Consider the following 25,402-nt stretch of genomic DNA (forward strand, 5'->3'; position numbering starts at 1 on the left):
TTTCAGGTGAAGGTGCTCCTTAGAAAGGAGGTGATCCAGCCGCACCTTCCGGTACGGCTACCTTGTTACGACTTCGTCCCAATCGCCAGCCCCACCTTCGACGGCTCCCTCCACAAGGGTTGGGCCACCGGCTTCGGGTGTTGCCGACTTTCGTGACGTGACGGGCGGTGTGTACAAGGCCCGGGAACGTATTCACCGCAGCGTTGCTGATCTGCGATTACTAGCGACTCCGACTTCACGGGGTCGAGTTGCAGACCCCGATCCGAACTGAGACCGGCTTTTTGGGATTCGCTCCACCTCGCGGTATCGCAGCCCATTGTACCGGCCATTGTAGCATGCGTGAAGCCCTGGACATAAGGGGCATGATGACTTGACGTCATCCCCACCTTCCTCCGAGTTGACCCCGGCAGTCTTCGATGAGTCCCCGCCATAACGCGCTGGCAACATCGAACGAGGGTTGCGCTCGTTGCGGGACTTAACCCAACATCTCACGACACGAGCTGACGACAGCCATGCACCACCTGTGACCGCCCCCGAAGGACCTCACATCTCTGTGAGTTTTGCGGCCATGTCAAACCCAGGTAAGGTTCTTCGCGTTGCATCGAATTAATCCGCATGCTCCGCCGCTTGTGCGGGCCCCCGTCAATTCCTTTGAGTTTTAGCCTTGCGGCCGTACTCCCCAGGCGGGGCGCTTAATGCGTTAGCTGCGGCACAGGGAACCGGAGAGGCCCCCCACACCTAGCGCCCAACGTTTACAGCGTGGACTACCAGGGTATCTAATCCTGTTCGCTCCCCACGCTTTCGCTCCTCAGCGTCAGTATCGGCCCAGAGACCCGCCTTCGCCACCGGTGTTCCTCCTGATATCTGCGCATTTCACCGCTACACCAGGAATTCCAGTCTCCCCTACCGAACTCTAGCCTGCCCGTATCGACCGCAGGCTTGGGGTTGAGCCCCAAGTTTTCACGGTCGACGCGACAAGCCGCCTACGAGCTCTTTACGCCCAATAAATCCGGACAACGCTCGCACCCTACGTCTTACCGCGGCTGCTGGCACGTAGTTGGCCGGTGCTTCTTCTGCAGGTACCGTCACTCTCGCTTCGTCCCTGCTGAAAGAGGTTTACAACCCGAAGGCCGTCATCCCTCACGCGGCGTCGCTGCATCAGGCTTCCGCCCATTGTGCAATATTCCCCACTGCTGCCTCCCGTAGGAGTCTGGGCCGTGTCTCAGTCCCAGTGTGGCCGGTCGCCCTCTCAGGCCGGCTACCCGTCGTCGCCTTGGTAGGCCATCACCCCACCAACAAGCTGATAGGCCGCGAGCCCATCCCAAGCCGAAAAACTTTCCACCACCAGCCATGCGGCCAGAAGTAATATTCGGTATTAGCCCCCGTTTCCGAGGGTTATCCCAAAGCTTGGGGCAGGTTGCTCACGTGTTACTCACCCGTTCGCCGCTCGAGTACCCCGAAGGGCCTTTCCGCTCGACTTGCATGTGTTAAGCACGCCGCCAGCGTTCGTCCTGAGCCAGGATCAAACTCTCCAACAAAAAATTAGTTGAACAGCATCCTGACAACAAACAAATGTTGCCAAAGGAATCCCAACCAGCCAGCAAAAACTGACCAGTCCGGGGTATAAATCATAATTGGCACTGGCTTTACAAGCACCCTGTTGAGTTCTCAAAGAACAACCACACACCGACCAGAAGCCCCACCACAGTGGAACCCCAACCCGGGGCTATCCGTACCGTGTCCCCGCCGCTCTCGCGCCGGGCACTTTTACTACGTTACCTCACCGTCTTCGCCGTGTCAAACCGTGTGTCCCGGTCTGTCATGCTTCGTACGGGTCAGCGCCGGCGCACTCACGCAGCAGCGAACCGCTGCGTCAGGTCGTCGGATTCGGCAGACCGGCCGCTGCGGTTTCCCGCAGTCTCGCCCGGTTCCCTGCCGGTCGTGAACCTTACCCGGTCGGCTTCGCCGCACCAAATCCGCCTCGCGGCCGATCCGGCAAGCCCCGCCCGGACCGTGTCTGGCAGGAGCGAACCCCTGCTTGACCCGGTTGCCATTCCGTTTCGGTGCTCTAGGACCTTCGTCCCGTTTGCCCCGTTCCGCGCTGGCAGAGAGAAAGTTACGCGTCTGCGGGTTTGATCGTCAAATCCACGGGTAGCGGCGCGCGTCACATTCGCTCGTCCGAACGGTTTCCCCAGGTCAGGCCCTTTCCGGCAGCAACGGGGGCTCGCGACCACCAGCAGTACGGGTGTCGACCGGCCTGATCCGCAGGAGCGACGGCGGCGATCAGGACGTCCGCCGCCGGGCGGCGAGCCAGGCCCGGACGCCGAGGACGCCGGCGGTGGTGCCGATTGCCAAGGATGCGGCGATCAGCAGCGCGTGCACCCACAGGAAGCTGGTGGCTGCTCCGTCGGCGACCGTGCCGGACGCCCAGGACCGCGGGTCCTGCCAGATGGCCACCGCGAACCTCGGCCAGATCACCCAGGTCCAGACGCCGACTCCGACCAGGAAGAGACTCCACCCTCGCGACAGCACCATGGCAGCCGAGTATGCCAGCGCACCTGCTCAGCGGCCCGGCGGCGCGTACGTGAGCGCGCCGCCACACCCGGCAGGAGCGCCGCCGCGCGGAGCGCAGGCTGTTTCCGGCGTCAGCGAGTTGGGCACTGCGAAGAGGGACAGCTGAGGACCGTCCCCTGGAGGTGCCCCATGCAACCCTCGATCTTCAACCCCTGGGCCTGGCGTGACCCATCCGCCTTGGCCGGCGGGTATACGCAGACCACCCCGTCGGTCACCCCTCCGGAGGGTCAGGAGGGTGGGCACGACGGCCCGGATGCCCCCGGCCCGGGCACCCCCGTCGACCTGGTGGGTTATCAGGTGCAGGCGAGCGACGGGCGCATCGGCACCATCGACGAGACGAGCGACGAGGCGGACGCCGGGCACCTGGTGGTGGACACCGGGCCGTGGATCTTCGGCCAGAAGGTGTTGCTGCCGGCCGGAACGGTGGACCGGGTGGATCACCAGGAACGCGTCGTGCACGTCGACCGGACCCGCCAGCAGATCAAGGACGCGCCACCGTTCGATCCGGTTTCGGCCAACCAGGAGTACCGGGAACGGGTCGGCGCCTACTACGCCGACAGCTACCTCCCCCCTCCCGGCGCCATCCCGCGGGTAATCTGAGGCCGTGGTCCGGACGGGCAACTGCGCAGCCGAGGCGGTCGACCTGGTCGACGGCCGCTTCCTCGGTGCCGTGCCCGAGATCCCGACCAGCTCCGGCGATGGCCGTGAGCAACTTCTGAACGTCCTCCGTGCCGGTGGTCTGCGGTTTCGCGCCGGCGCGCGATGGCGGGCGACTCGCTGAGTCGATCCCGCTGACCGAGCAGGGCTGAGCCAGCCCTGCTCGGCGCGCGCCCACGCGTTACCCACCTTCGGATACGAGAGGCACCACCATGTCCGTCGCACGAATGCTCACCGGCGACCGGCCCACCGGCCGCCTGCACCTCGGCCACTACGTCGGCAGCATCGCCAACCGGGTACGGCTGCACCGGCGCTACGAGAGCTTCTTCATCATCGCCGACCTGCACATGCTCACCACCCGCAACCGCCGGGAGGACATCGACCAGGTCTCCGGCAACGCCCGGGAGATGGTGACCGACATTCTCGCCGCCGGCGTCGACCCGGACCGGGCCACCTTCTACCTCCAGTCGGCCATCCCCGAGGTCGGCGACCTCAACACCCTCCTTCAGAACCTGGTGACCGTGCCCCGGCTGGAACGGGTGCCCTCGCTCAAGGACATGGCCCGCGATGCCGGCAAGGAGGAGATGCCGTACGGGCTGCTGGGTTATCCGGTGCTCCAGGCCGCGGACATCCTCTGCGTCAAGGGGGAGGTGGTTCCGGTCGGCCGGGACAATGCCGCACACGTCGAGGTGACCAGGGAGATCGCCCGGCGGTTCAACCATCTGTACGGCCCCGTCTTCCCGGTGCCCGAGTTGATCCCGGCTGACACACCGAGCCTGGTGGGGACCGACGGCGCCGCCAAGATGAGCAAGAGCCGGGGCAACTCGATCGCGCTCTCCGACGACGCGTCGACGGTGCGTCGCAAGGTGCTCGGCATGTACACCGACCCGAACCGGGCGCGGGCCGACGTGCCGGGCACTGTGGAAGGCAACCCGGTCTTCGCGTACCACGAAGTTTTCAATCCGGACCGCGACGAGGTGGCCGACCTGGCCCGGCGGTACCGGGCCGGGCGGGTGGGTGACGTGGAGGTCAAGGAACGGCTGATCGTCGCGCTGGAGGGGTTCCTGGCGCCGATCCGGCAGCGTCGGGCCGAGATCGAAGCCGACCGGGGCCTGGTCGACCGACTGATCGTCGACGGTACGGAACGGACCCGCCAGGAGGTACGCCAGACGGTGCACGAGGTACGCCGGGCGATGGGGCTGACCGGCGCGTACCAGCAGGTGCGGCGGCGGGCTGAGCGGAGCCGACGCCGGACGGACGCCTCGACCTGAGGCCGGGCGTCCGGTCGGCGACGTGACGCCGGGTCCGCTGCGCCATCAGGGGCCTCAGCGGATCCGGACGTCCGCCAGGTCCAGGGTGATCGGCGTCCAGGAGAGGTCCGGGGTGCGGTCCTCCTGGCGGATGTGGATCCGGCGTCGCGTCGGCACGACCAGCCCGTCGACCTCGGTCGACCCGCTCACGTAGTGCGCGACCGGGGAAGAGCCGTTGACCACCGGCTGGTAGTCCATGCGCCGGAGCAGCCCGCCGTCGTCGAAGTAGTACAGCTGGGTGTCGTTGTGGGTGTGCACGCTCTCGGGGAACGTGACGCGCAGTACGCGCCACGACTCGCCGTCCTCCGCCCACGGCTCGATCTCGTGCGCCTCGACGCCCGGCCAGGTGAACAGGAACGGCTCGACGAGGTAGTGCCAGGTGGCGTAGCCACGGAAGTAGGCCGCCTGGGCGAGCGTCCACTGGCTCTCCCGGGTGTAGCCGGCAAAGCTGGCGCGGGGGTTCGACAACTCGTCGATCAGGCTGCCGTCGGCCGCGGTGACGGTGACCCGGTCGGTGTCGCGGTCGTACTCGGTGACCTGGCCGGTGCCCTCCTGGACGTGGCGGATCCGCTCCCGGTGCAGGTCGGCCTCGACCAGTTCGGTGCTGTCGAAGTCGGGGCGGCCCTTGAACGCCCAGAACGGGCCGCCGTAGGTGAGCCGGGTGGTGAGGGTCGACGCGGTCCTCCAGCGATCGAGGCCGCCGTGGCGCTCGATCACCTTCGCGAGCAGTGCATCCATGGCTTACTCCTAAGTTAGGACTAGATGATCCGACATTAGCACTGCTCGGTGGACGCCGACTACGATGGCGGTGTGACTCAGCGGACTTACCAGGACGCCTGCGGGGCGGCGCGCACGATGGACATCGTCGGCGAGCGCTGGGCACTGTTGATCGTCCGGGAGTTGGTGTTCGGCCCGAAGCGTTTCGGCGATCTGCGGGCCGGCCTGCCGAAGGCCAGCCAGAACGTGCTCAGCCAGCGACTGCGGGAGCTGGAGCAGTCCGGCATCGTCCGGCGGGTGCAGCTCGGGCCGCCGGCCAGCGTGCACGCGTACGAGCTGACGCAGCGCGGTCAGCAATTGGAGCCGACACTGATCGAGCTGTCGCGGTGGGGCGCCGGCCTGCCCGCGGAGCCGGACGTCGAGATGAGCACTGACGCGTTCATGCTGTTGCTGAAGGCCCTCTATCGGCCACCGACCGACGCGCCGGTGACCGCTCGACTCCGGTTGCAGGTGGGCGCCGACGCCTTCGAGGTGGGGGTGTCCCAGAGTGGGATCAGCGTGGTCCGTGGCCGGTCGGGCCAGGTCGACGTCACGGTCACCGGCACGGTCAGAGCGCTGCGGGACCTGATGTTCGGCGGCACGCCGCTGCGGTCGGCGGTCTCTGCGGGCGAGATCGAGGTGCATGGCGACACCGGGGCTGCCGAGCGGTTCTTCCTGCTCTTCGGGGCGCCGCCGGGCGAGTAGACCGAATGAACCGCCGACCGATATAGCGCAGAATGCGAGAATGAGGAGGATTCTCGACGTTCATCCGGTGCCGGCGGGGGTGACGCACCGGACCACGATGTTCGAGATCTTCTTCGATCTGGTCTTCGTCTTCGCTCTCACCCGGGTCATCACGTTCATGGCGGGCTCGCCAGGCGCGCTCACCCTGGCCCAGGGGCTGCTCCTGCTGTTACTGCTGCTGTACTCCTGGTCGCCGTACATCTGGGTGGGAAACCTGGTCCGGCCGGACGTCGGCCCGGTCCGCGCGGTCACCCTGGTCGCGATGGCGGCGATCTTCGTGGCCGCGCTGGTGTTGCCGGACGCGTGGCAGCAGAGCCCGGAACTGTTCGACGCGCCGTTGACCCTCGCCCTGGCCTACGTGGTCGGCCGGGCCGTGCAGCTCGTGATTCTGTTCTGGGCGAGCGCGACGAACCCTCCGCTGCGCTCGACGCTGCGGTTCTTCACCGTGCCGGTCGTGCTGGGCTGGGTCCCGCTGATCATCGGCGCCCTGCTCGGTGGTGCAGCCCAGACGGCGCTCTGGACTGTCGCGTTTCTGCTGAACATCGGCGGCGCCCGGATCGCGTCCACCTTCCGGCCGTGGCAACTGCGCAGCGTGGACCACTTCAGCGAGCGGTTCGGCCTGGTGCTCATCATCGCGCTGGGAGAGTCCCTGATCTCTGCCGGCGCAGGCCCGAGGGCGATGGCACCGGTCGGCTCCGCCCTACTGGCCGCACTGCTCGGCCTCACCTGCACGGTGTGCCTGTGGTGGCTCTACTTCGATCGGCTGGCGCCCGCCGCCCGGGATGCCGTCAGCAACGTGCCTGGTGAGCGACGGGCCAGCGTGGCCGGCGACGCGTACGGCCTCGGGCACTCCACGCTGATCATCGGCGCCATCTACGTCGCGCTCGGCATCGAGGAGGTGATCGCCCAGCTCACCGAGGGGTCGGCGCACCCCGGCCGGCTGGGCTGGGAGGCTGCCACCGCGCTCTACGGCGGCGCCGCCCTCTACCTGCTCAGCAGGTTGGCCTTCCGCCGGCTGACCGTTGGCGCGGTGTACCCGGCGCAGGTCGTCGCCGCACTGCTGGCACTGGCCCTGCTGCCGATCGGCCGATCCCTGTCACCACTGGCGGCGCTCACAGTGCTGACCGCCTTCCTGGTCGGAGTGACCTGGTTCGAGCGACGGATGGACCGACGCGACGAACGACCCGAGTCGGCACAGCGGCGCGTCCCGTGAGCACAGTCGGACAGCTCGGTCGCGAAAATCCTGCCGCGCCGTGTCGATATCCCCGGACCGCGTTCGTCGTCATGCTGTACGGCGACCCGCCGCACCGAGAGGAGCCGAAACGTGAAGTACATGCTGCTGTTCATGAGCCCCATGGTTGACGGGAAGGTCGTCGACAACGGGTGCAGCTTCGAGGACTGGATCCGCTACGACCGGGAGATGAAGGACGCCGGGGTCTGGGTCTCCGGGCACCCCTTGCAGGACCTGACCACCTGCACCACAGTGCAGGTCGGCCCGGACGGCGAGCGCACGATCACCGACGGGCCGTTCGCCGAGACCCGAGAGCTGCTCGGCGGGTACGACGTCATCGACGTGCCGGACCTCGACGCCGCGCTCGAATGGGCGGCCCGTAGCCCCGGGGCCGTCGGCACCGGATCGGTCCAGGTCCGTCCGATCTTCGAGATCGACATGCAGGGGTGACCGTGCCGGCCGAGGGGGCGGCCATCGGGTCGTCGGTGGAGGCGGTGTTCCGGGAGGAACGCGGCCGACTGCTCGCCTCGCTCGTGCGCCGCTTCGGCGACCTCGACCTGGCCGAGGAGGTCACCTCCGAGGCCATCGAGGCGGCGCTGACGCACTGGCCGACCGACGGCGTGCCGAGCCGGCCGGGCGCCTGGCTGCTCACCACGGCTCGGCGTCGGGCCGTGGACCGGCTGCGTCGCGACCGGGTGCTGTCGACCCGGCTCGCCGTACTGCAGGCGGAGGCCGAGCGGGCCGATCACGCCCCGCCGGCCGACGCGGACCGCGACCTGCCCGACGACCGGTTGGCGCTCTTCTTCACCTGTGCGCACCCGGCCCTGGCCGCGCAGGATCGCGGCGCGCTCACCCTGCGGTTCCTGGCCGGCCTCACCACCACCGAGGTCGCGCGGGCCTTCCTGGTGCCGCCCGCCACCATGGCCCAACGACTCGTGCGCGCCAAACGGAAGATCCGCGACGCGCGCATCCCGTTCCGGGTGCCGGGACCCGACGAGCTGCCTGGTCGTCTGCCCACTGTGCTCCAGGCCGTCTACTCGGTCTTCACCGAGGGGTACGCGGCCAGCTCCGGCCCGGAGCTGCAACGGATCGACCTGGCCGAGGAGGCCATCCGGCTGGGCCGGATCCTGCGTCGGCTGCTGCCGGCCGAGCGGGAGGTCGCCGGGCTGCTCGGCCTGATGCTGCTGGTCCACGCCCGACGGGACGCGCGTACCGGGCCGGACGGCGCCATGATCCTTCTCGACGACCAGGATCGGAAACGCTGGGACCATCCCATGATCGAGGAAGGGCGCGGCCTGGTGGTGGTCGCGCTGACCGGCCGAGCGCCCGGCCCGTACGGCGTGCAGGCCGCCATCGCCGCGCTGCACGACGAGGCCGCCGACGTGGCCAGCACCGACTGGCAGCAGGTGGTGGCCCTCTACGACGTGCTGCTCGGCCTGGTGCCCTCACCGATCGTGGCGCTCAACCGGGCCGCCGCGGTCGCCATGCGGGACGGGCCGGCGGCCGGGCTCGCGCTGCTCGACGAGTTGGCCGACGAGCCTCGGCTGCGCGGCCACCACCCCTATCCGGCTGCGCGGGCCGACCTGCTGCGCCGGCTCGGCCGGTACGACGAGGCCGCGGCCGCGTACCGCAGCGCGTTGACGCTGGTCGGCACCGAACCGGAGCGCGCGTACCTGCTCAGCCAGCTGAAAGCCGTCACGACCGAGTGAGCTGTACCCTTCCCGGGTGAGTCTGCCTCTGCCTCCCGGGCCGTTCGCCGCGTACCTGTTCGACTGCGACGGCACCATCGTCGACTCGATGCCGCTGCACTACCTGGCCTGGCAGCGGGCCCTCGAGGAGTGGGGCTGCGAGTTCCCGGAGACCCTCTTCTACGCCTGGGGTGGACGGCCCACCGCCGACATCATCGTCGCGCTGAACGAGCAGCAGGGTCTGGCCATGCCGGTGGCGGCCGTCGTCGAGCGCCGGGAGAGCTACTACCAGGAGTTGCTGCCGCAGCTCGCCGCCGTGCCCGAGGTGCTGGCGCACATCCACGACGCGCACCGACGGGTCCCGTTCGCTGTCGTCTCCGGCAGCACCCGCGCGTCGGTCACCGCCTCCCTGGACGCGCTCGGCCTGCTGGACCGGTTCGACGTGCTGGTCTGCGCCGATGACTACACCCGGGCCAAGCCCGACCCGGAGGCGTTCCTGCTCGCGGCGGAGCAACTCGGCGTACCCCCGCAGTCCTGCCTGGTCTTCGAGGACACCGACCTGGGCATCCAGGCCGCGACGGCGGCCGGCATGGCTTCGGTACGCGTGCCGCAGCAGCGCACGCCCTGACGTCTCAGGCCACGGTCAGCAGGAGCTTGCCGGCGTAGGACGTCTGTAGGCGCTGGTGCGCATCCCGCACCTTGCCCAGCGGGAACTTCTCCGCGACGTGCACCACGAACGGCCCGGCCTCGATGAGCTCGTTGAGGCGCCGCAACTGTCGAGGGCTCGATTCGCCGTCGTACGCGCGGACCATGACGCCCGGCCGCTCCTGCGGCTCCGGCTGCACCCCGTGGGCGAACGCGACCACCCCGCCGTCGGCCAGCGCCTCGGTGAGCCGGTCCAGCGTCGCGCCGCCGGCCATCGCCAGGATGGCGTTCACCCCGCCCGGCGCCGCGTCCCGGATCCGGGCCAGCACGTCGGTCATGTCGCCGTGGCCGTCGAGGGACACGTCGGCGCCGAGCCGGGTCACCAGCGCGACGCCGTCCGCCCCGGACGCCACGGCGATCACGTTCAGTCCCTGCCGCTTCGCCAACTGCACGGCCAGGTGACCCTGACCGCCGCTCGCACCGAAGATCAGCAACCAGGCGCCGACCGACAGGCTGATCGCGTCGAGCCCGGCCAGCGCGGTCAGCGCATCGGTGGGCATGGCACCGGCGTGCTCGGCGGGCACGCCGTCGGGCACCTTCGCCGCGTACTCCGCCTTGACCGACGCGTACTCGGCGTAGAAGCCGCCCTTCGGCCGCATGGTGGCGGAGACGTAGACGAGGTCGCCCACCCCCACGTTGGTCACCTTGCTGCCGGCCGCGATGACCGTGCCGGCGCCGTCGGAGCCGGGCACTATCGGGAGTGCCGAGCCCTCCGGCACCAGCACGCCCTGCCGCTCGTACACGTCCCACACCCCGACACCGGCGCTCAGGACCTTGATCAGCACCTCGTCGTCGGCGACCTGCGGGATCGGCAGCTTCCGCAGGGTGATCACCTCCGGCCCGCCGAACTCGTCCAAGGCCGCGGCCTGCATCCGCTCTGGCACATCCCCGTCAACCATGTGGATTCCCTCTCCGTGCCGGCGTCACCGTCGCAGCATGCCGGCTCGGGAACAGGCGTGGCCCGGAGCTGAGCGTCGTTCACCCACAAGGACGAACGCCCGCGCTCAGCAGGCCTCGCCGGGCGTAGCCGGGGCGGGCACGGGAATGTCCGCGTACCCGCCGGGCGCGAGCGGGTGCGTTCGACGTTGAGGACCGGGCACGTGGCGCTGGCCGCAGGACCGACGGGAGGGGCATCGTGCACGCTCCGTCGACGCGGGCCACGGCCTGGCTCCTGGTGGCGCTCGCCACGGCCTCCGGCTGCCTCGACGTGATCTGTCTGACGAAGCTCAACGGCTACTTCGCCAGCGTGATCACCGGCAACCTCGTGCACTTCGGCCACGCGCTCGCCACGGCCGACACCCGGTCGCTCTCGGGGGCGGTGGTGGCGGTTGGCGGGTACGCGGTGGGCGTGGCCGCTGCCACGGTGCCGTTGCGCCACACCCCGCCGGGTTGGAACCGCCGCACCGCAGTGGTGACATCGGCCGAGGCGGTGCTGCTTCTCGGCTTCACGGTGGGCTGGCTGGCCTGCTCGGCACGTCCCGGGTACGGCTTCGGGCTCGTGCTGCTGGCGATGGCGGCCGTGTCGAGCGGCATCCAGAGCGTGATCACCGTGGCCGCCGGCGTACGGGGTGCGTCGACCACCTACCTGACCGGCTCACTGACCGAGTTGGTCCGGCGCCGCGTCGTCGACCCGCACCGGTTCGCCGACGTGGGTGGCGTCGGCCGGCTGGCGGGGCTGGTGGCCGGCGCCGTACTCGGCACGGTGGTGCTGCGTACGGCCCCGACCTGGGCATCCGTGCCGGCGGCGGTGCTGGTGGTCTCCGTCATCGCGTTCGCGATCGGTTTGACCCAGCGGTCGAGAACCGCCGCCGGCCGAAGCCAGCCGAGTTGACCGGAGCCGCGATCAGGAGGTCTGCGGCTCCGGGCCACGAAGCGCCTGCTCGACGGCGTTGCGTACGCGGGCGTCCTCGCGCGCCTTGCGCTGCGCCCGGTTGCGGCGTCGGTACAGGTACGCCCCGACGAGCACGGCGATCAGCACGACGAGCACCAGCACCAGCATCCAGGGCAGGGCCCAGCCGTGCGCTGTGACCTGGACCGGCTTGAGCGAGGTGGTGGAGCCTGAGGCGTCGGTGAGCAGGGGTGTCAGGGTCGCGGTCGCGGCCAGCGAGATGGCGGGAGCCACCCCGTGTACGGGGACCGACACGTCCCAGCTCTCGCCCGGAAGCAGCTCCGGCGGCGCGGCCACGTCCTCGGCCCGTACCCGCAGCAGGCCGAACGGGCCCGAGACGCTCACCGCCTGCTTACCGGACAGGGCCGCGTTGCCGATGTTGTGGACCTTGTAGGTGATGGTGGCGTCACCCTTGCTGAACGGGTTGGTCGGTCCGGCGTACGTGACGTGGAGGTTCTCGATCGCGAGGTTCGGCTTCAGCTCACCGCCCACCCGCAACTTGATCCGGATACCGAGGCGCCGGTCGACGTTGATCCCCTCAGCCTGGTCGGCCTGGGTCAGCGTGGTGAGGATGCCACCGACGTAGTCCCCGGGCGTGGCGTTCTCCGGAACACCGACAGTGAAGGGGACCTGGGCGGTCTTTCCGGGCTGGATCACCACACTGCCGGCGTTCGGCTTCACCCAGGCGCCGATCGCGATGGACTTCTTGTCCTTGGTGAGCAGGTCGAGCTGGCCGGCGTCGGTGGTGAAGCCGTCGGCCGCGTACACGGAGAGGGTCAGCGGCGCCGGGCCGCGGTTGGCCACGACCATGGCGTCCTCGACGGCACCGCCCGGGTTGACGTTGTAGCTGTAGCTGGACCGGGCCTCGCCGTAGCCGTTGGAGGCCGTCCGGACCGTCCAGGCGACGTTGCCGTCCGCGGCCAGGGCGGGACCGGCACCGACACCGACGGCCGCGACGACGGCGAGCAGGGACAGTGCTGTCGTACGGAGGCGTGCGGCGGTCGTGGTCTTCCAGCGAGTTACGGACGGTTGCATCTCAAGTCCTTGTGGTGATCTTGGTAGTGGGTGAACCGGTGGCGGGGTAGGCCCCGAAGGTGCCTACCCCGCCGAATGGAACAGTCCGGTCAGCTGCTCAGTGCGGTGATCGTGAGGGTGGTGCGGTAGCTGCCCTTCGCGATGCTGTCCGGGATCTTCAGGTCCAGGTCAGCGCCGAGCTTGGCGCCACCACGCGGGTGACCCTGCGCGGCCGCGGCGAGCGCGCTGGAGACCGAGAGGCCCTTGCCCTGGTCGTCGAGGGACGACAGGACCGGGGCACCGGCCTCGGCGCCCGCGCCGGCGTCGAGCACGTACGGGTTCCAACCGAGGTAGGAACCGGAGAACTTCTTGTCGGCGTCCTGGAAGTCGCCGACGTTGGCCGAGATCGACCACGGGGCGAGCGACCGGCGGCTGTCCGACACGAGGATCGGGTTGATCTTGCCGTTGGCCTGGAAGGAGGTGCCGTTGCGCTCCTGCGCGGTACCCAGGTCGACCAGACCGTTGTAGCCGTCGATCGTCCAGCCGAACTCGCCCGGAGCCGGGTTCGGCACGTTGACCTGGATGGCCTGGCCGTCACCGTGGAACGGGTGCACCGTCACGTTGTCGACGATCGAGCCGACCGGCTGACCGTCCGGGGTGTTGACGCAGGAGAGGCCCTTCTCGACGGCCGCGTTCGGCGCCGCGCAGGTGCCGCTGCGGACGTTCGCGAGAACCAGCTTGTCGCCGCGAACCTGCACCTTGACGTAGCTGCGCACGTGCTCCTGGTTCTGCACGGAGTTGTACCAGTACTTGTTCGCGTCCAGCGGGTCCGGGCCGTTGCCACGGATGCCGGTGCCGGTGGCGTCCGGCTTCTTGATGTCGTAGTACTTCGAGCCGGAGGCCGAGTTGGCCGTCACGTAGATGACGCCACCCGGGCCGGGGAACACGTCGGCAGCACCAGGCTGCTCGGCCGGGTTCTCCTTCTGGCCGTTCTTGATGGAGTAGCTGCGCGAGTAGCTGTGGTCGTGGCCCTGAAGGACCATGTCGACGCCGAGGTTGGAGAACGCGGTGGTGAAGTCTTCCCGCCGCTGCTTGTTGTCGGTGTCGGTGGCGTGGCTGGCCGGCGAGTAGATGGAGTGGTGGTAGACCAGCACCTTCCACTTGGCCTCGGAGCCGTGCTTGTTGATGACGTCGGTGACGTACGCGACGTGCGCCGCGTCGCCGCCAGCGGAGCCGTCCGCCGGGTTGACGTAGCTGTTGCTGTTCAGGTCGATGAACAGCACATCCTTGTGGATGAACCAGTAGTCGCCGCCGGACCGGGTCGCCTGGTCCCCGTTGTAGTACTGGGCCGAGCGGTCGGTGTTCGGGGTGAAGTGGTGCTGCTCGTAGGACTTGCCGCCGACGTCGTGGTTACCGATGGTGGCGACGAGGGGGACCTGACGCAGCTGGTCGGGGGCCAGGAACGAGGTCCACTGACCCTCGTCGTTGGCGCTCTCGACGTGGTCGCCGGCGGAGACCAGCAGCTCGGCGTTCGGGTTGGCCGCGGTGGCGACCTTCAGGGTGTCCTCCCAGCCGGCCTGGTCCTTCAGCCGGTCACCGGAGGAGCCGATCTGCGGGTCGCCGAAGAACAGGAAGTCGTAGTCGCCCTCGAAGTCCTGCGTCTTGAAGGCGTACGCCGGGGACCAGCTGCCCTCGGCGCCGACCCGGTACGAGTACGCCGTCTTCTCACGCAGGTTGCTGATCGTGGCGTGCCGGTTGAAGCCGGTGGTGGAGGTGTTCGCCGCACCGACGGCGTCGAAGCTGACCGCGCCGGCCGGGAACTCGCCGTTGACGATCTCGGCGGTCGGGGCGAGCTGGATCTTCTGCGCGGTGTCGGCGGAGGAGTACCAGCTCACGATGCGCTGGGTCTCGTTGGCGCCGACGCCGAGGACCACACCGGTGATCGTGGTGGACTCGGCCGCGCTCGCGCTGGCCATCAGGCCACTACCGAGGGCCGCGCCCAAACCGAGGAACCCGGCTGCGACCCCGGCGACCAGGCGCCGCCGCACGAGCGCGGAGGCCCGTGTCGAGGTGCTCAATGTCATCGACATTGTTCCCTTTTCAAATAGAGAAATGGATTGTGCCTTCACCCGACGCTGGGGAAGCAATTCCACGCTTTCGCCGCCCGATGAACCGACCATGAACGTGATCTTGCGAAAGACTGCACTTCACGAACTACTTAGCCTTACTCATGATCCAGAAACGCGCTGCACAAACCAGATCAACCCCATAATGGACACGGCCGCAGAAACAGCCCCGGTCGCCCAGAGGCCGGCTTTCGACGCACGGCGGCGCAGCACGAACAGCAGCGGGAAGACGACAGCGATAATCGTCAACTGAACGACCTCGATGCCGACGTTGAACACCAGCAGCGACCACAGCAGGGTCCACGACCACGCCTCGTCGATACCCAGGGCGCCCGCGAAGCCCAGGCCGTGCACGAGGCCGAAGCAGAACACCACGCCGAGGCGGATCCAGCCGGCCCGATCCAGGCTGAAGTGACCGCGCCCGGCCGTCTCCAGGTCGGCCGCGTGCTCACCACGCCGCCAGATCCCCCACAGGTGCCAACCGGCGACGACGGCGATCGACAACGCGATGATCGGCTCCACGATCACCCCCGGCACCTCGACCAGGCCGAGCGCGGCGAGCATGAACGTCACCGAGTGCGCCAGGGTGAAGCTGGTGGCCGCAAGCACGATCTCCCGAAGCCGCCGCGACCCGGCGATGAGCGCCAGCAGGAACAGGATGTGGTCGATCCCGGTCAGCAGATGCTCGGCACCCAGGAGGAAGAACTCACCGAACCGCTCGTACCAGGCCTGCGCGGTCGAGAAGGACGGGTTGGCGGAGTCGAGCGCCGCACTGCCCGAACGGCCGTCGATCTCGTAGGTGACGATCGTCTTCGTGCCCTTGACGTAGCCCTCGCCATCCGGGAAGAGGCCGCTGCGCACCACGTGCTCGTCGACCCGCTCCGGGCAGGTCCAGTCGAGCAGCAGGTCCGCGTACGGCACGCCCTCACGCTCGCCGATCGTCGCGTCACCCACCTGGGTCGGCCGGCAGGCCGCACCCCGGGAACTCACCGAGAACCGGTCGGAGACGTACCCGAGGACGACCGAGGCGTGACTCTTCAGCGCAGCGGCCTGGGCGGCGGTGTCGCCCGCCTCGAACGCGGCGGTTCCCGCCTGGAAGAGCGGGTCGTCGTGGCCGGAATCCGCGGCGGACACGACGAGGAGGTCGTATTCGAGCTCCACCCCGGTCCGAATGTGACCCTCATCTCCCGCTGCAATTTTCGCGTACACAGTCGACGAGAAGCCGTGCGCGGACGCCGGTTCGGCGCCCAGAAACGGAACCACCGCTGCGGCGAATCCGACAGCGGCGACGATAATGGTACGGCGGATGCGGCCTAACATTCGACTCCCTCGGTTGGCCAGTGCACGTTGCATGCCGTGGGTGAACACCAACCCGCGCACCGACGAACCGCCGGAGAACAACTTCCCCGAACGACCGCCCACCGAATACCGGTGACCGGAATTGAGATAGGAATACGAAGAAGTACGCGCACTTTCCGCCACCACCCGGAGGACGATCACCTTGCGCCCCCCGCTTCGGGCCGTTGCCATGCTGGCCGCGACCGCCGCGCTGGTCACCGCCTGCAACTCCAGCGACGACTGGTCCGAGCCACGTCCGGCGCCCAGCGCCGTCGGCACTCTCGGCCCGGGGTTTGTCGACCCCTCCACGAAGCCCGCGCCGGAGGCGACCATCACCCCGCAGCCCGGCTCGTGGGCCGGCGTCCACCCGCCGAAGGACTACCGGGTCGTCCTGCTGACCAGCGGTACTGACAACCCGACCAAGGCCCTCGTGACTGCGGTGAAGGGGTGGGCCGACGACGAGCACGTCGACCTGAGGACGATCGTGGTCGGCAACGCGCACGACACCGTTCCCAGCATCGCCAAGGCGATGGAGATGGGCCCGGACCTCATCGTCAGCGCGGGCAACGACCTCATCGACGGGCTCGCGCTGGTCACCCCGAACCACCTGGACGAGAAGTTCCTCGTGGTCGGTGCGGAACTGGCCGAGCCCACCCACAACGTCACAGCTGTCGACTGGGACGGCGCGTCGTTCCGTGGCGAGGGGCTCGGGATGTCCTCGACGTACGACCCGAACTCGTTCACCGCCGACCGCTGCGCGGCGGCCATCCGGGCGGGCGTGGCCGCGGTCCTCAACGACCTGACCGGGCTCGTGGTCTGGCTCTGACGCTCGGGCTTCGGCTGGAGCCGCGCGACCCGGCGCGGAGGCGATGACCCTCCGCACCGGGCCTGCGGGTCACCCGGCGGAACAGGTGGGAGTCATCCCCGCACCGGTGCCGCTGCCCTGGTAACCGAACTCGGTCGACTGCCCGGCCGCGATGGCGCCGTTGTAGGCGACATTGGTGAACTGAACGGTCCCGGTGCTGCCGCTCCGGTTGGCGCTCCAGACGCTGGTGATGCTGGCACCCGAGGGCAGAGTCATGGCGACCGTCCAACCGTTGACCGGCGCGGTGCCGGCGGTCACCCGCACCGTGGCGACGAAACCGCCCGTCCACTGGTTGACCGACACCGTCGCCACACAGCCACCACCGGTCGGAGGCGGCGTGGTCGGGGGCGGCGTGGTCGGGGGCGGCGTGGTCGGAGGGGGCGTGGTCGGAGGGGGCGTGGTCGGCGGCGGCGTGGTCGGAGGCGGGGTGGTCGGGCCGTCAGCCAGGACCGGCGTCGGCCAGTCCCGCCAGTCGGCCAACCGGCCGAGCGCCTTGCTGGAAATCCGGATCGCGCCCGGCTCGTTGCCCGTCTTCAGCAGGAACTTCCGGATGTTGTTCTGCAATGGGGTACGCCACTCGGAGCGGTTGGCGCAGTGGCTGCCGTCCTGCACGTCGGACCAGTAGGTGATGTTGTCACCGGCGCCGAGCGCCTTGTAGACCTCCGCGCCGCCCAGGGCCGCGACGCTCGCCGACCGGGGGCCGAGGTTGGCGATGTGCGGATTGTCCATGATGAACAGTCCGCGCGGTGCCACCATGGCGACCATCTCGTGGGTGTCCACCGGGAGCCGGTTGGGGCTGCCGGTGAAGGAGCCGAACGCGTCACCCAGCCAGGGTTGCTCCCCGTACGCGCTGCTCAGGCTCTGCGCGCCCTCACCCGGGATACCCCGGAAGATGGGGACGCCCGCGCTGCCCGATTCGATCGGCATGGTCAGGGCGATGCGCTGGTCGAACACCCCGATCGCGAAGGCGCCCTTGCCGTAACGGGAGCAACCGGTGACGCCCATCGCGTCCGCCTTGAGGATCCTGCCGTCGGACTGCTCGATGACGTCGATGATCCGGCTGACGCCCCAGCCCCAGGCGGCGAGCAGTCCGGTGCTGCTCGATGAGCCGTAGATGCTGTAGAACGCGCCCTGCTTGTTGTTCCGGGGGGTGCCCTCGCGGCCGACCGCCAACGGGTCGTAACTGATCACGGCAGCGCCGGCGGCCTTGATGGTGGCCGTGTCGGCGCCGAACCCGCCGACGACCACGACGGCGGGGAAGGGACCGGTGCCGCTGGGCAGCTCGACCCGCGCCGAGAAGCTGGAACTCCTGCCGTTGTGTGTCACGTTGACGCTGACGGTGCTGTTGGACACCGTCCCCGTGACCGTCGCGGGCTTGGCGGGCTTGTCGCCGAAGACGAACTTCTCGGCAAGTTCCTTGATCTCCGCCCGGCGGCAGCGCCAGTCGGACCTGGTGGTGATGGTCGCCCCGTTCAGCTTCTTGAAGGGGTCGGGAAGCTTGGCGTTGGTGGGCAGGGAGCCCAGGTCAGGCAGACCGGACACCGCGCAGTCGGCGCCCTCGTCCTCCACTGCCGCGGCCAGCGGGCCTACTGCGGCTTGAGCGTTCGTCGTTCGGGTTACTACCGATACCGATCCGGCGACCGTGAGCGCTGCCAGCGCCAGCACGACGACCAGGAACCGGGTTCTGGGACGGCCCGAGGGGATGGTCACCAGAGGTCTCCTTCCGAGGTGGTGATTACAGGAAGGGACGAAGCGAGATCAGTGATCACGATTGCCAGCCACGTCAAGCCTGAGTCGACTCATTGGAGAGTGTCAATGTTTTTCCGAAAGTTTCGGGCCCCGAGGGTAGAGGGCCCTCCCGCGCTTGCACTGTGAATCGCGGACGGCGAAAGCCACGGGATTGCCGTCGGCGGCCCAGCCAGGCTGGCCAAACCGTCGATGCTGATGTTCAGCCCCAGCAGATGCCGTGTCGGAAACATTTCGACGTCTACCGATATGGCGCGACGGCCAGCGGTCCGGCACGCCGAGACCTGCGGCCTGACCAGAGCGATCCGACGCCTGTTACCGAAGGCGCCGGACCGCGAGGATCGGGACGGAATTTCTGATGATCAACAGTTAGAGTGCGGCCAATACCCGCCTCAACGGAGATGACGTGAACCGCATACCGTCGAAATTCTCGCGCCTCGCCGCGGCGACAGCGCTGCTGGCAACGGCCACCCTCTTCAGCGCCCCACACACGGCGGCTGCCGCCGAGGCGCTGCCCGAGCTGTTCGTCTCGTTCCGCAATGAACCCGTTGCTGAGATCGACCACAACGGCAGAACCGTCGGCATGTACGTCTACAACCACGGCGAGGCCCCGGCGACGGCGGTGACCGTCACCCTGGACCTGAGCAAGGTCTCCGACGCGGTCACCGCGTCCGTGCCGGATCGCAGCGACTGCAAGCTCGCCGACACCACTGTCACCTGCAACGTCGGAGCGCTCCACGCCGGCCAGTTCAAGTCCATCGACCCCCTGACGCTGGCCAGCCGCCCAGGTGCTGCCCGCGGCGACGCCGGCTCGGTCACCGTCACCATCGACGGTGCCGAAGACGACATGGCACCGGGCAACGACACCACCTCGTTCCCGGTCACGGTGGTCCCGTCCGGCCCCGATCTGGTCGCCGCCGCACAGGACCTGAACGACGAGAAGACGCCGGTCGGCCCGGGTGACACCGTCCCGCTGTATGCGGGCGTCGGCAACGAGGGCGACGCCGCCGCCGAGAACTTCACCGTAACGGTCGATGTTCCCACCGGCGCCACGTTCGCCGAGCGGTACAGCGACTGCACCTACACCGACTACCACCCGGACGACATCGGCAAGCCTTATGTGTACGGGCCCAACGAGGTCACCTGCGTGGTCCCGACGAGCCTCGCACCCGGCGACGGTCTGCTCTTCTTCGACGACGAGACCGGGACGTCGCTCTTCAACATCAATTTTGGCCGCAACATGGACGGCCCGAGTGAGAACTACGGTTGGGTGGATGTCGCCCTCGCCGGGCAGGAGCGCTCGGCCAAGGGCAGCACCCGCACCAAGGGCACCGGGCCGTCGTTCGCCGAGGCTGTTCGCAAGCTCGCCGCGAAGGGCGCGAAGGGTGACCTCGCGCGGCAGCGCGCGGCGCAGGGCGAGCTCGACGATTCCGACAACCACGCGATGTTCAGGTTCTGGACCAAGCCGAACACCCTCGACATCTCGGTGACCGCGCCGGCGGTCAAGGGTGCCGTCGGTCAGACGGTAAACGTCGTTTACGAGGTCGTCAACAACGGTCCCTCCGACGGCCGCGGCCCGTCAGTGATCATCACGGCGCCGACCGGAACGGCCCTAGTGCCCAACGTGTGGTGCTGGTCCGACGTCCCCGGGCTGGAATCGCCCAAGCTCGATTGCAACTTCGCGGGCGACTTCCCGGCCACGGCATCCGGTTGGGGCCGCATCAGGTCGACCGTCGAGGTGAAGATCAAGTCCACTCCGGGCACCGACGGCACGATCGTGGCCGGCAGCGACACCGCGGCGTCCGAGTCAAAGCCGGAGAACAACACCGCCCGGATCGTCATCACCAGCGGCACTGCTGGCGGCGGCACTGGCGGCGGTGACGACGAGGGCGGCTCGGGTGGCGGTCTGCCCATCACCGGCGCACCGGCCGCCATGCTCGCCAGCGCCGGTGCGGCAGTGCTCGTGCTCGGCGCCGCGCTGCTCGTGCTGTTCCGCCGTCGCCGCGTGGTGTTGCAGATCCCGCGCGACTGATTCAGCAACAGGTAACAGCGGGGGTGGGCCGACGCTGGCCCACCCCCGCTGTGTCACCGGTGTCGAGGCCGCTCACCTCGGCCCGCGGTCCAGGAACTCGTACGTGGTGGTCAGGCCCTCGGGCAGGTCGGGGACGAGGGCGTTGGTGCCGTCGACCACCTGGACGTAACGCTTGCCCTGGAAGATCGAGTAGCTGCCGTCAGGAACCTGATCGATCCGGAAAAGCTGCGTCGAGGCGGCGGCATCACACGCCCGGCCACGTACGCTGCCCGGCGCGGCGTCGTGCACGACGGTCATGCAGATCGCGTTGGCGCCGGACGCCAGGAGGATCCGGTACCTGTCGCCCTCGGGGCGCAGCACCCACAGCGCCCGGTCGTCGATGCCCTGTTCGGTGGTGGCCCGCACCTGATCGCCGTCGCTGTCGATCGCCAACGTGGCCCCGCGCATGCCGGGCAGCACGATCTGGACCTGCCGCCGGCCAGCGAGGATCTCCTGTGGTCCCGCCGAGGCGGTCGCGGACGGGACCACGGGCGGTGCGACAGGGGTGGCCGGACCGACACCGGGCGACTCGACGTCGTCCCGCACCTGCACCAGGGCGGTGCCAGCGGCGAGGGCCACCACGGCCAGCCCCGCGGCGCCGACGACCGTCCGCCGCCGCCGACGCCGGTCGCTGCGGTGCCGCAACGTCTGTGCCCCCGGCAGCGTGGTGACTCGCCGGACCTCGTCCACGATCGCCCCGAGATCGTCGCGCGGATCAGCCATGGGAGGTTTCCTCCTGGTGCGCATCGGTCAGCAACCCGGCCATCGCTCTCCGACCACGGGCGAGGTACGTCTTCACCGTTCCGACGGGGGCCTGCATCTCGGCTGCCACCTCCGCGACGCTGAGGTCGTTGAGATGGTGCAGCACAACGGCCCGTCGCTCGTTGGCGCTCAGCCGTTGCAGCGCCTGCAACAGTGCGACGTGGTCCTCGTTCAGTCCGGGCACACCCTGGTCGACAGCGGCCCGGCGGTGTGCGCGTACCCGGTTGAACGCCTTGCGCCAGCTGCTCACCGCGATCCGGGAGGCCACGCGGCGGACCCACGCCTCCGGACTGTCCGTCTCCCGTACCGTCGCCCATCGCTGCCAGGCCCGCATGAACGCCTCGGCCACGGCGTCCTCCGCCTCGGCGCGGTTGCCGGTGAGCGCGTACACGTGACCCACGACCCGACCCGCACAGGCCGCGTAGAGGGCGTCGAACTCTTCGGCGTCACGCATCCGACCGGTGCCCTCCCCTGCCTCGTCCCCTGGTCACCGCCGCATGGAACTCGCCGGGGTGGACCGGTCGCGTCGGCGCGGGGCGAGATTGTGGCTTCTGTCACACCAGGGTGATCAACCTAACGACCTGGTCAGGCGTCATCGTGCCGACCCAGGAGACGCCCGTGGCGGAGAGGACGATGTGCGACGACGGCAACGACGCGCCCTGACAGCCGGCGTACTCGCGACCGCGCTGGTTGCGGCGGGCCTGACCGCCCAACCGGCGAGCGCGCAGGAGAAGCCGACGGCCACGGCCCCCGGCGCCCACGGAACCTTCACCCTGATCACCGGGGACCGGGTTTCGCTGGACGCGGCGGGCCGCCCGCAGATCCAGCGCGCGCCGGGTCGTGCCGGCATGCGGTTCGTGAGCAGCCGGGAAGATGGTCACCAGTACGTCATCCCGGTGGACGCGATGCCACTGGTGCGGGACGGGCGGCTCGATCGACGCCTGTTCGACCTCAGCACGCTCGGCGAGTTCGGCTACGACGACCGGGCAGCCGAGTTGCCGCTGCTGGTCGCGTACCCCGAGAACATGGCGGCGCGGGCGCGGACCGCGACCACCGGGGGTGCCGGGCGGGTGCGGGCCGATCTCCCGGCCGCGCACGCGCTCGCGGTCCGGGCGGACCGGGACGACCGGGTGACGCTCTGGGCGTCGCTCACCCGTGGTACGTCGTCCGCGCGCACCCTCGCCGCGGGGATCACCCACATCTGGCTGGACGGCAAGCGCAAGGTTTCCCTCGATCGCAGCGTGCCGCAGATCGGTGCCCCGGCGGCGTGGCAGGCCGGTTTCGACGGCACCGGCGTCACCGTCGGCGTGCTGGACACCGGGATCGACGCCAGCCACCCCGACTTCGCCGGCCACCTCGCCGAGGTCCGGGACTTCACCGGCGGCAACGACCCCAGCGACTCGGTCGGCCACGGCACCCACGTGGCGTCGACGATCGTCGGCAGCGGCGCCGCCTCCGGCGGCAGGTATCGCGGGGTTGCGCCGGGGGCCAAGCTGCTCGTCGGCAAGGTCTGCGCCACCACCGAATGCCAGGACTCGGACATCATCACCGGCATGCAGTGGCTCGCGCCGCAGACCCCTGTGGTCAACCTCAGCGTGGGCGGCGACGACGCGCCCGGCCTCGACCCACTGGAGACCGCGGTCCAGGACCTGAGCCACCAGTACGGCACCCTCTTCGTGGTGGCGGCCGGCAACGAGGGGAAGCCGAAGTCGGTCTCCTCGCCGGCCTCCGCCGACGACGCTCTCGCCGTCGCCGCCGTGGACGCCGACGACCAGCGGGCCTACTTCTCCAGCCGGGGCCCGCGCGTCGGCGACAACCACATCAAGCCCGAGATCAGCGCGCCGGGCGTCGACATCGTGGCCGCCGCCCCGGGTGGCGACTACGCCACCATGTCGGGTACGTCGATGGCGACCCCGCACGTGGCCGGCACCGCCGCGATTCTCGCCGGGCAGCACCCGGACTGGAGCGGCCCGCAGCTCAAGGCCGCCCTGATGGACTCGGCCAAGCCGACCGGCGAGGACACCATCTACGAGCAGGGCGCCGGCCGGGTGGACATCGCCCGCGCGGTCGCCCAGCCGGTCGCCACCGACATCGCCGCCATCGACTTTCCGGTGCAGCGCTGGCCGCACGCCGACGACAGCCCGATCACCCAGGTCGTCGGCTACCGCAACACTGGCACCGCGCCGGTCACCCTGACGCTGGCCATCGCTCCGGCCCCGGCCGGCATGCTCACCGTCAGCCCGGCCACGCTGGTGGTGCCGGCCGGCGGCCGCGCCGAGGCGACGATCACTGTGGACACCCGGGTGGACGCCCCGGACGGCGTCTACCAGGGGGCGCTGACCGCTACCGGCGCCGGCGACCTGCGGGTACGGACGCCCTTCGTGTTGAACCGTGAGATCGAGAGCTACGACGTGCGGCTCAACCACACCGGACGCGACGGCAAGCCGGCCACCGAGTACACGACAGTGGCGGCGAACCTGACCACCGGCGAGTTCAGCACCCTCCCCGCGACACCGGGCGGCGGCATCCTGCGGCTGCCCAAGGGTCGGTACGCGCTGCACAGCACCATCCACGAAGGCGCCGTGTCGACCCTGCTCGCACAGCCGGTCCTGGACGTACGCGGCCCGGTCACCGAGGCGGTCGACGCCCGCAACGCCAAGCCGGTCGCGTTGACACTGCCGCAGCACGACGCCGCGCCGATCTCGATCAACGTGAGCGCCAACTGGGACGACGGCATGCGCTACCCGGGCGTTCAACTCAGCGGAGTGTCCTTCAGTGACGTCTTCTTCGGCCGGCTCGGGCCCGCCGTCACGGCGCCCGAGTTCACCGCGACGCTGGGCGTCGGGCTCGCCCGACCGGGCAGGGACGGCACCTTCCGGAACAGCCCCTACACGTACGACCTGGCGTACGTCGACAAGGGCGACATGTTCACCGGCCTGACCAGGAAGCTGTCGCCGAAGAACCTGGCCACCGTTCGGGCGACCTACCGGAGCCAGTCCACGACGGCGACGGCAACCCGGTTCCACCGCGCGTCGGCACCCGGAGGCGCGGGCCCGATCGGGTCGAACACGCCTGTCGACCTGCCGTTCAAGGGCACCGAGTACTACAACACCGACGGCGGCATCGTCTGGACGTCCACGTTCGTCGAGGGGGACACCCTCACGACTCAGGATTCGACGTTCAAGTCGGGGCGCACGTACAGCCAGACCTGGAACGCGGCGCCCTTCGGGCCCACAGTGGCCCAGGCACCGACCCTGTCACCCCTGGGGTACGCGGGCCGCGACGGCGACACCATCTCGATCGCGTCGTTGCCACTGTTCGGTGACGCGGCTGGTCGCCCCGCGAGCCGCGACGACCGGCCGGTGCGGTTCCGGCTGCTGCGCGACGGTAAGGAGATCGGCACCTCGGACAGCCCGTGGGCCGAGTTCGCGGTGCCCGCCGGGAAGGCCACCTACCGGCTGGAGGCGGCTGTCACCCGGGAGGCTCCGGACACGCTGTCGACGTCGGTCTCGGCGGCCTGGACCTTCACCTCGGCGCACACCGCGTCGCCGGAGCGGTTGCCCCTGACGACGGCTCGGCCGACGCCCGTGCTCGATGACACCAACACGGCACGCGCGGGCCGGATCATGACGATTCCGGTGGCGCTGGATCGGCAGGCCGGCTCGAAGGCAGCGCCCAACCGCACGCTCAGTGTGTCCGCGTCGTTCGACGACGGCCGTACGTGGGTCGCGTTGCCGGTGCTCCAGAACGTCGCGCTGATCAGTCATCCGCGACGGGCCGGATTCGTCTCGCTGCGGCTGACCGCTACCGACACCGCCGGCAACACTGTCACGCAGACGATCCAGCGGGCCTACCGGATCGCCTGACGCATCGCCTGGTCCGGGGTGGCGGCTGCTGGAGCCTCCGCCCCGGACCGGGTCCGAGTGC

21 protein-coding genes and 1 rRNA gene are annotated in these 25,402 nt (G+C 69.3%); 12 read left to right on the forward strand and 10 right to left on the reverse strand.

Annotation, left to right across the window (positions count from 1 at the left end; genetic code table 11):
- Positions 1 to 23: 23 nt before the first annotated feature.
- Positions 24 to 1,538, reverse strand: a 16S ribosomal RNA gene (locus ACQRWP_RS27225).
- 745 nt (positions 1,539 to 2,283) lie between these two features.
- Positions 2,284 to 2,535 (reverse strand): SCO4848 family membrane protein, encoded by a 252-nt coding sequence (locus ACQRWP_RS27230; RefSeq protein WP_430498771.1) that lies wholly within the window; start codon positions 2,533 to 2,535, stop codon positions 2,284 to 2,286.
- A 168-nt stretch (positions 2,536 to 2,703) separates the two neighbouring features.
- Between ACQRWP_RS27230 and ACQRWP_RS27235 the strand changes: the two genes are divergently transcribed.
- From ACQRWP_RS27235 to trpS, 3 genes are all read left to right on the forward strand, one after another.
- Complete coding sequence (locus ACQRWP_RS27235; RefSeq protein WP_430498773.1) at positions 2,704 to 3,174, forward strand: PRC-barrel domain-containing protein; 471 nt, start codon at positions 2,704 to 2,706, stop codon at positions 3,172 to 3,174.
- A gap of 4 nt (positions 3,175 to 3,178) precedes the next feature.
- Positions 3,179 to 3,355, forward strand: coding sequence for a hypothetical protein (locus ACQRWP_RS27240; RefSeq protein ID WP_430498775.1), 177 nt, complete (start codon positions 3,179 to 3,181; stop codon positions 3,353 to 3,355).
- Between the two features lie 88 nt (positions 3,356 to 3,443).
- Positions 3,444 to 4,502, forward strand: a complete 1,059-nt coding sequence (gene trpS, locus ACQRWP_RS27245) for a tryptophan--tRNA ligase (protein ID WP_430498776.1) — start codon at positions 3,444 to 3,446, stop codon at positions 4,500 to 4,502.
- Between the two features lie 54 nt (positions 4,503 to 4,556).
- On the opposite strand, the gene ACQRWP_RS27250 is transcribed toward trpS, so the two are convergent.
- Positions 4,557 to 5,279, reverse strand: a complete 723-nt coding sequence (locus ACQRWP_RS27250) for a hypothetical protein (protein WP_430498778.1) — start codon at positions 5,277 to 5,279, stop codon at positions 4,557 to 4,559.
- 72 nt (positions 5,280 to 5,351) lie between these two features.
- On the opposite strand from ACQRWP_RS27250, the gene ACQRWP_RS27255 reads away from it, so the two are divergent.
- From ACQRWP_RS27255 to ACQRWP_RS27275, 5 genes are all read left to right on the forward strand, one after another.
- Entirely contained in the window at positions 5,352 to 6,002 is a 651-nt protein-coding gene (locus tag ACQRWP_RS27255) for a winged helix-turn-helix transcriptional regulator (RefSeq protein ID WP_430498780.1), read from the forward strand.
- Positions 6,003 to 6,042: 40 nt separating this feature from the next.
- On the forward strand, positions 6,043 to 7,254 hold the full coding sequence (locus tag ACQRWP_RS27260; protein WP_430498781.1) for a low temperature requirement protein A: 1,212 nt from the start codon (positions 6,043 to 6,045) through the stop codon (positions 7,252 to 7,254).
- Positions 7,255 to 7,374: 120 nt separating this feature from the next.
- Positions 7,375 to 7,722: a YciI family protein gene (locus ACQRWP_RS27265; protein ID WP_430503303.1), complete on the forward strand. Its 348-nt coding sequence runs from the start codon at positions 7,375 to 7,377 to the stop codon at positions 7,720 to 7,722.
- A 2-nt stretch (positions 7,723 to 7,724) separates the two neighbouring features.
- Entirely contained in the window at positions 7,725 to 8,981 is a 1,257-nt protein-coding gene (locus tag ACQRWP_RS27270; RefSeq protein ID WP_430503304.1) for an RNA polymerase sigma factor, read from the forward strand.
- 16 nt (positions 8,982 to 8,997) lie between these two features.
- Positions 8,998 to 9,588: an HAD family hydrolase gene (locus ACQRWP_RS27275; protein ID WP_430498783.1), complete on the forward strand. Its 591-nt coding sequence runs from the start codon at positions 8,998 to 9,000 to the stop codon at positions 9,586 to 9,588.
- Positions 9,589 to 9,592: 4 nt separating this feature from the next.
- On the opposite strand, the gene ACQRWP_RS27280 is transcribed toward ACQRWP_RS27275, so the two are convergent.
- A complete protein-coding gene (locus ACQRWP_RS27280; protein WP_430498785.1) occupies positions 9,593 to 10,564 on the reverse strand; it encodes a quinone oxidoreductase family protein in 972 nt (323 codons plus the stop codon).
- 236 nt (positions 10,565 to 10,800) lie between these two features.
- On the opposite strand from ACQRWP_RS27280, the gene ACQRWP_RS27285 reads away from it, so the two are divergent.
- On the forward strand, positions 10,801 to 11,496 hold the full coding sequence (locus ACQRWP_RS27285; RefSeq protein WP_430498787.1) for a YoaK family protein: 696 nt from the start codon (positions 10,801 to 10,803) through the stop codon (positions 11,494 to 11,496).
- 12 nt (positions 11,497 to 11,508) lie between these two features.
- Here the strand turns inward: ACQRWP_RS27285 and ACQRWP_RS27290 are convergent, their stop codons facing one another.
- The 3 genes from ACQRWP_RS27290 to ACQRWP_RS27300 all read right to left on the reverse strand — a co-directional run bounded on the left by ACQRWP_RS27290 (position 11,509) and on the right by ACQRWP_RS27300 (position 16,250).
- On the reverse strand, positions 11,509 to 12,588 hold the full coding sequence (locus tag ACQRWP_RS27290) for a WxL protein peptidoglycan domain-containing protein (protein ID WP_430498789.1): 1,080 nt from the start codon (positions 12,586 to 12,588) through the stop codon (positions 11,509 to 11,511).
- An 89-nt stretch (positions 12,589 to 12,677) separates the two neighbouring features.
- Positions 12,678 to 14,651 (reverse strand): fibronectin type III domain-containing protein, encoded by a 1,974-nt coding sequence (locus ACQRWP_RS27295; RefSeq protein ID WP_430498791.1) that lies wholly within the window; start codon positions 14,649 to 14,651, stop codon positions 12,678 to 12,680.
- Positions 14,652 to 14,795: 144 nt separating this feature from the next.
- Complete coding sequence (locus ACQRWP_RS27300; protein WP_430498793.1) at positions 14,796 to 16,250, reverse strand: HupE/UreJ family protein; 1,455 nt, start codon at positions 16,248 to 16,250, stop codon at positions 14,796 to 14,798.
- Between ACQRWP_RS27300 and ACQRWP_RS27305 the strand changes: the two genes are divergently transcribed.
- Complete coding sequence (locus ACQRWP_RS27305; RefSeq protein WP_430498794.1) at positions 16,222 to 16,857, forward strand: hypothetical protein; 636 nt, start codon at positions 16,222 to 16,224, stop codon at positions 16,855 to 16,857. The genes ACQRWP_RS27300 and ACQRWP_RS27305 overlap by 29 nt on opposite strands.
- 69 nt (positions 16,858 to 16,926) lie before the next feature.
- On the opposite strand, the gene ACQRWP_RS27310 is transcribed toward ACQRWP_RS27305, so the two are convergent.
- Positions 16,927 to 18,606: a cellulose binding domain-containing protein gene (locus ACQRWP_RS27310; RefSeq protein ID WP_430498796.1), complete on the reverse strand. Its 1,680-nt coding sequence runs from the start codon at positions 18,604 to 18,606 to the stop codon at positions 16,927 to 16,929.
- Positions 18,607 to 19,048: 442 nt separating this feature from the next.
- Between ACQRWP_RS27310 and ACQRWP_RS27315 the strand changes: the two genes are divergently transcribed.
- Positions 19,049 to 20,674, forward strand: coding sequence for an LPXTG cell wall anchor domain-containing protein (locus ACQRWP_RS27315; RefSeq protein WP_430498797.1), 1,626 nt, complete (start codon positions 19,049 to 19,051; stop codon positions 20,672 to 20,674).
- Between the two features lie 72 nt (positions 20,675 to 20,746).
- On the opposite strand, the gene ACQRWP_RS27320 is transcribed toward ACQRWP_RS27315, so the two are convergent.
- Both ACQRWP_RS27320 and ACQRWP_RS27325 read right to left on the reverse strand, forming a co-directional pair.
- Positions 20,747 to 21,436 (reverse strand): hypothetical protein, encoded by a 690-nt coding sequence (locus tag ACQRWP_RS27320; RefSeq protein ID WP_410819411.1) that lies wholly within the window; start codon positions 21,434 to 21,436, stop codon positions 20,747 to 20,749.
- On the reverse strand, positions 21,429 to 21,929 hold the full coding sequence (locus tag ACQRWP_RS27325; protein WP_091396991.1) for a sigma-70 family RNA polymerase sigma factor: 501 nt from the start codon (positions 21,927 to 21,929) through the stop codon (positions 21,429 to 21,431). The genes ACQRWP_RS27320 and ACQRWP_RS27325 overlap by 8 nt, the downstream gene beginning before the upstream one ends.
- Before the next feature lie 181 nt (positions 21,930 to 22,110).
- Here ACQRWP_RS27325 and ACQRWP_RS27330 point away from each other — a divergent pair, with 181 nt between their 5' ends.
- Positions 22,111 to 25,341 carry a S8 family peptidase gene (locus tag ACQRWP_RS27330; protein ID WP_430498799.1) on the forward strand — a complete coding sequence of 1,077 codons (3,231 nt, stop codon included), beginning with the start codon at positions 22,111 to 22,113 and terminating at the stop codon, positions 25,339 to 25,341.
- Positions 25,342 to 25,402 lie beyond the last annotated feature (61 nt).

Source organism: Micromonospora trifolii (genome assembly GCF_050516465.1).
Classification (GTDB): Bacteria; Actinomycetota; Actinomycetes; order Mycobacteriales; family Micromonosporaceae; genus Micromonospora; species Micromonospora trifolii.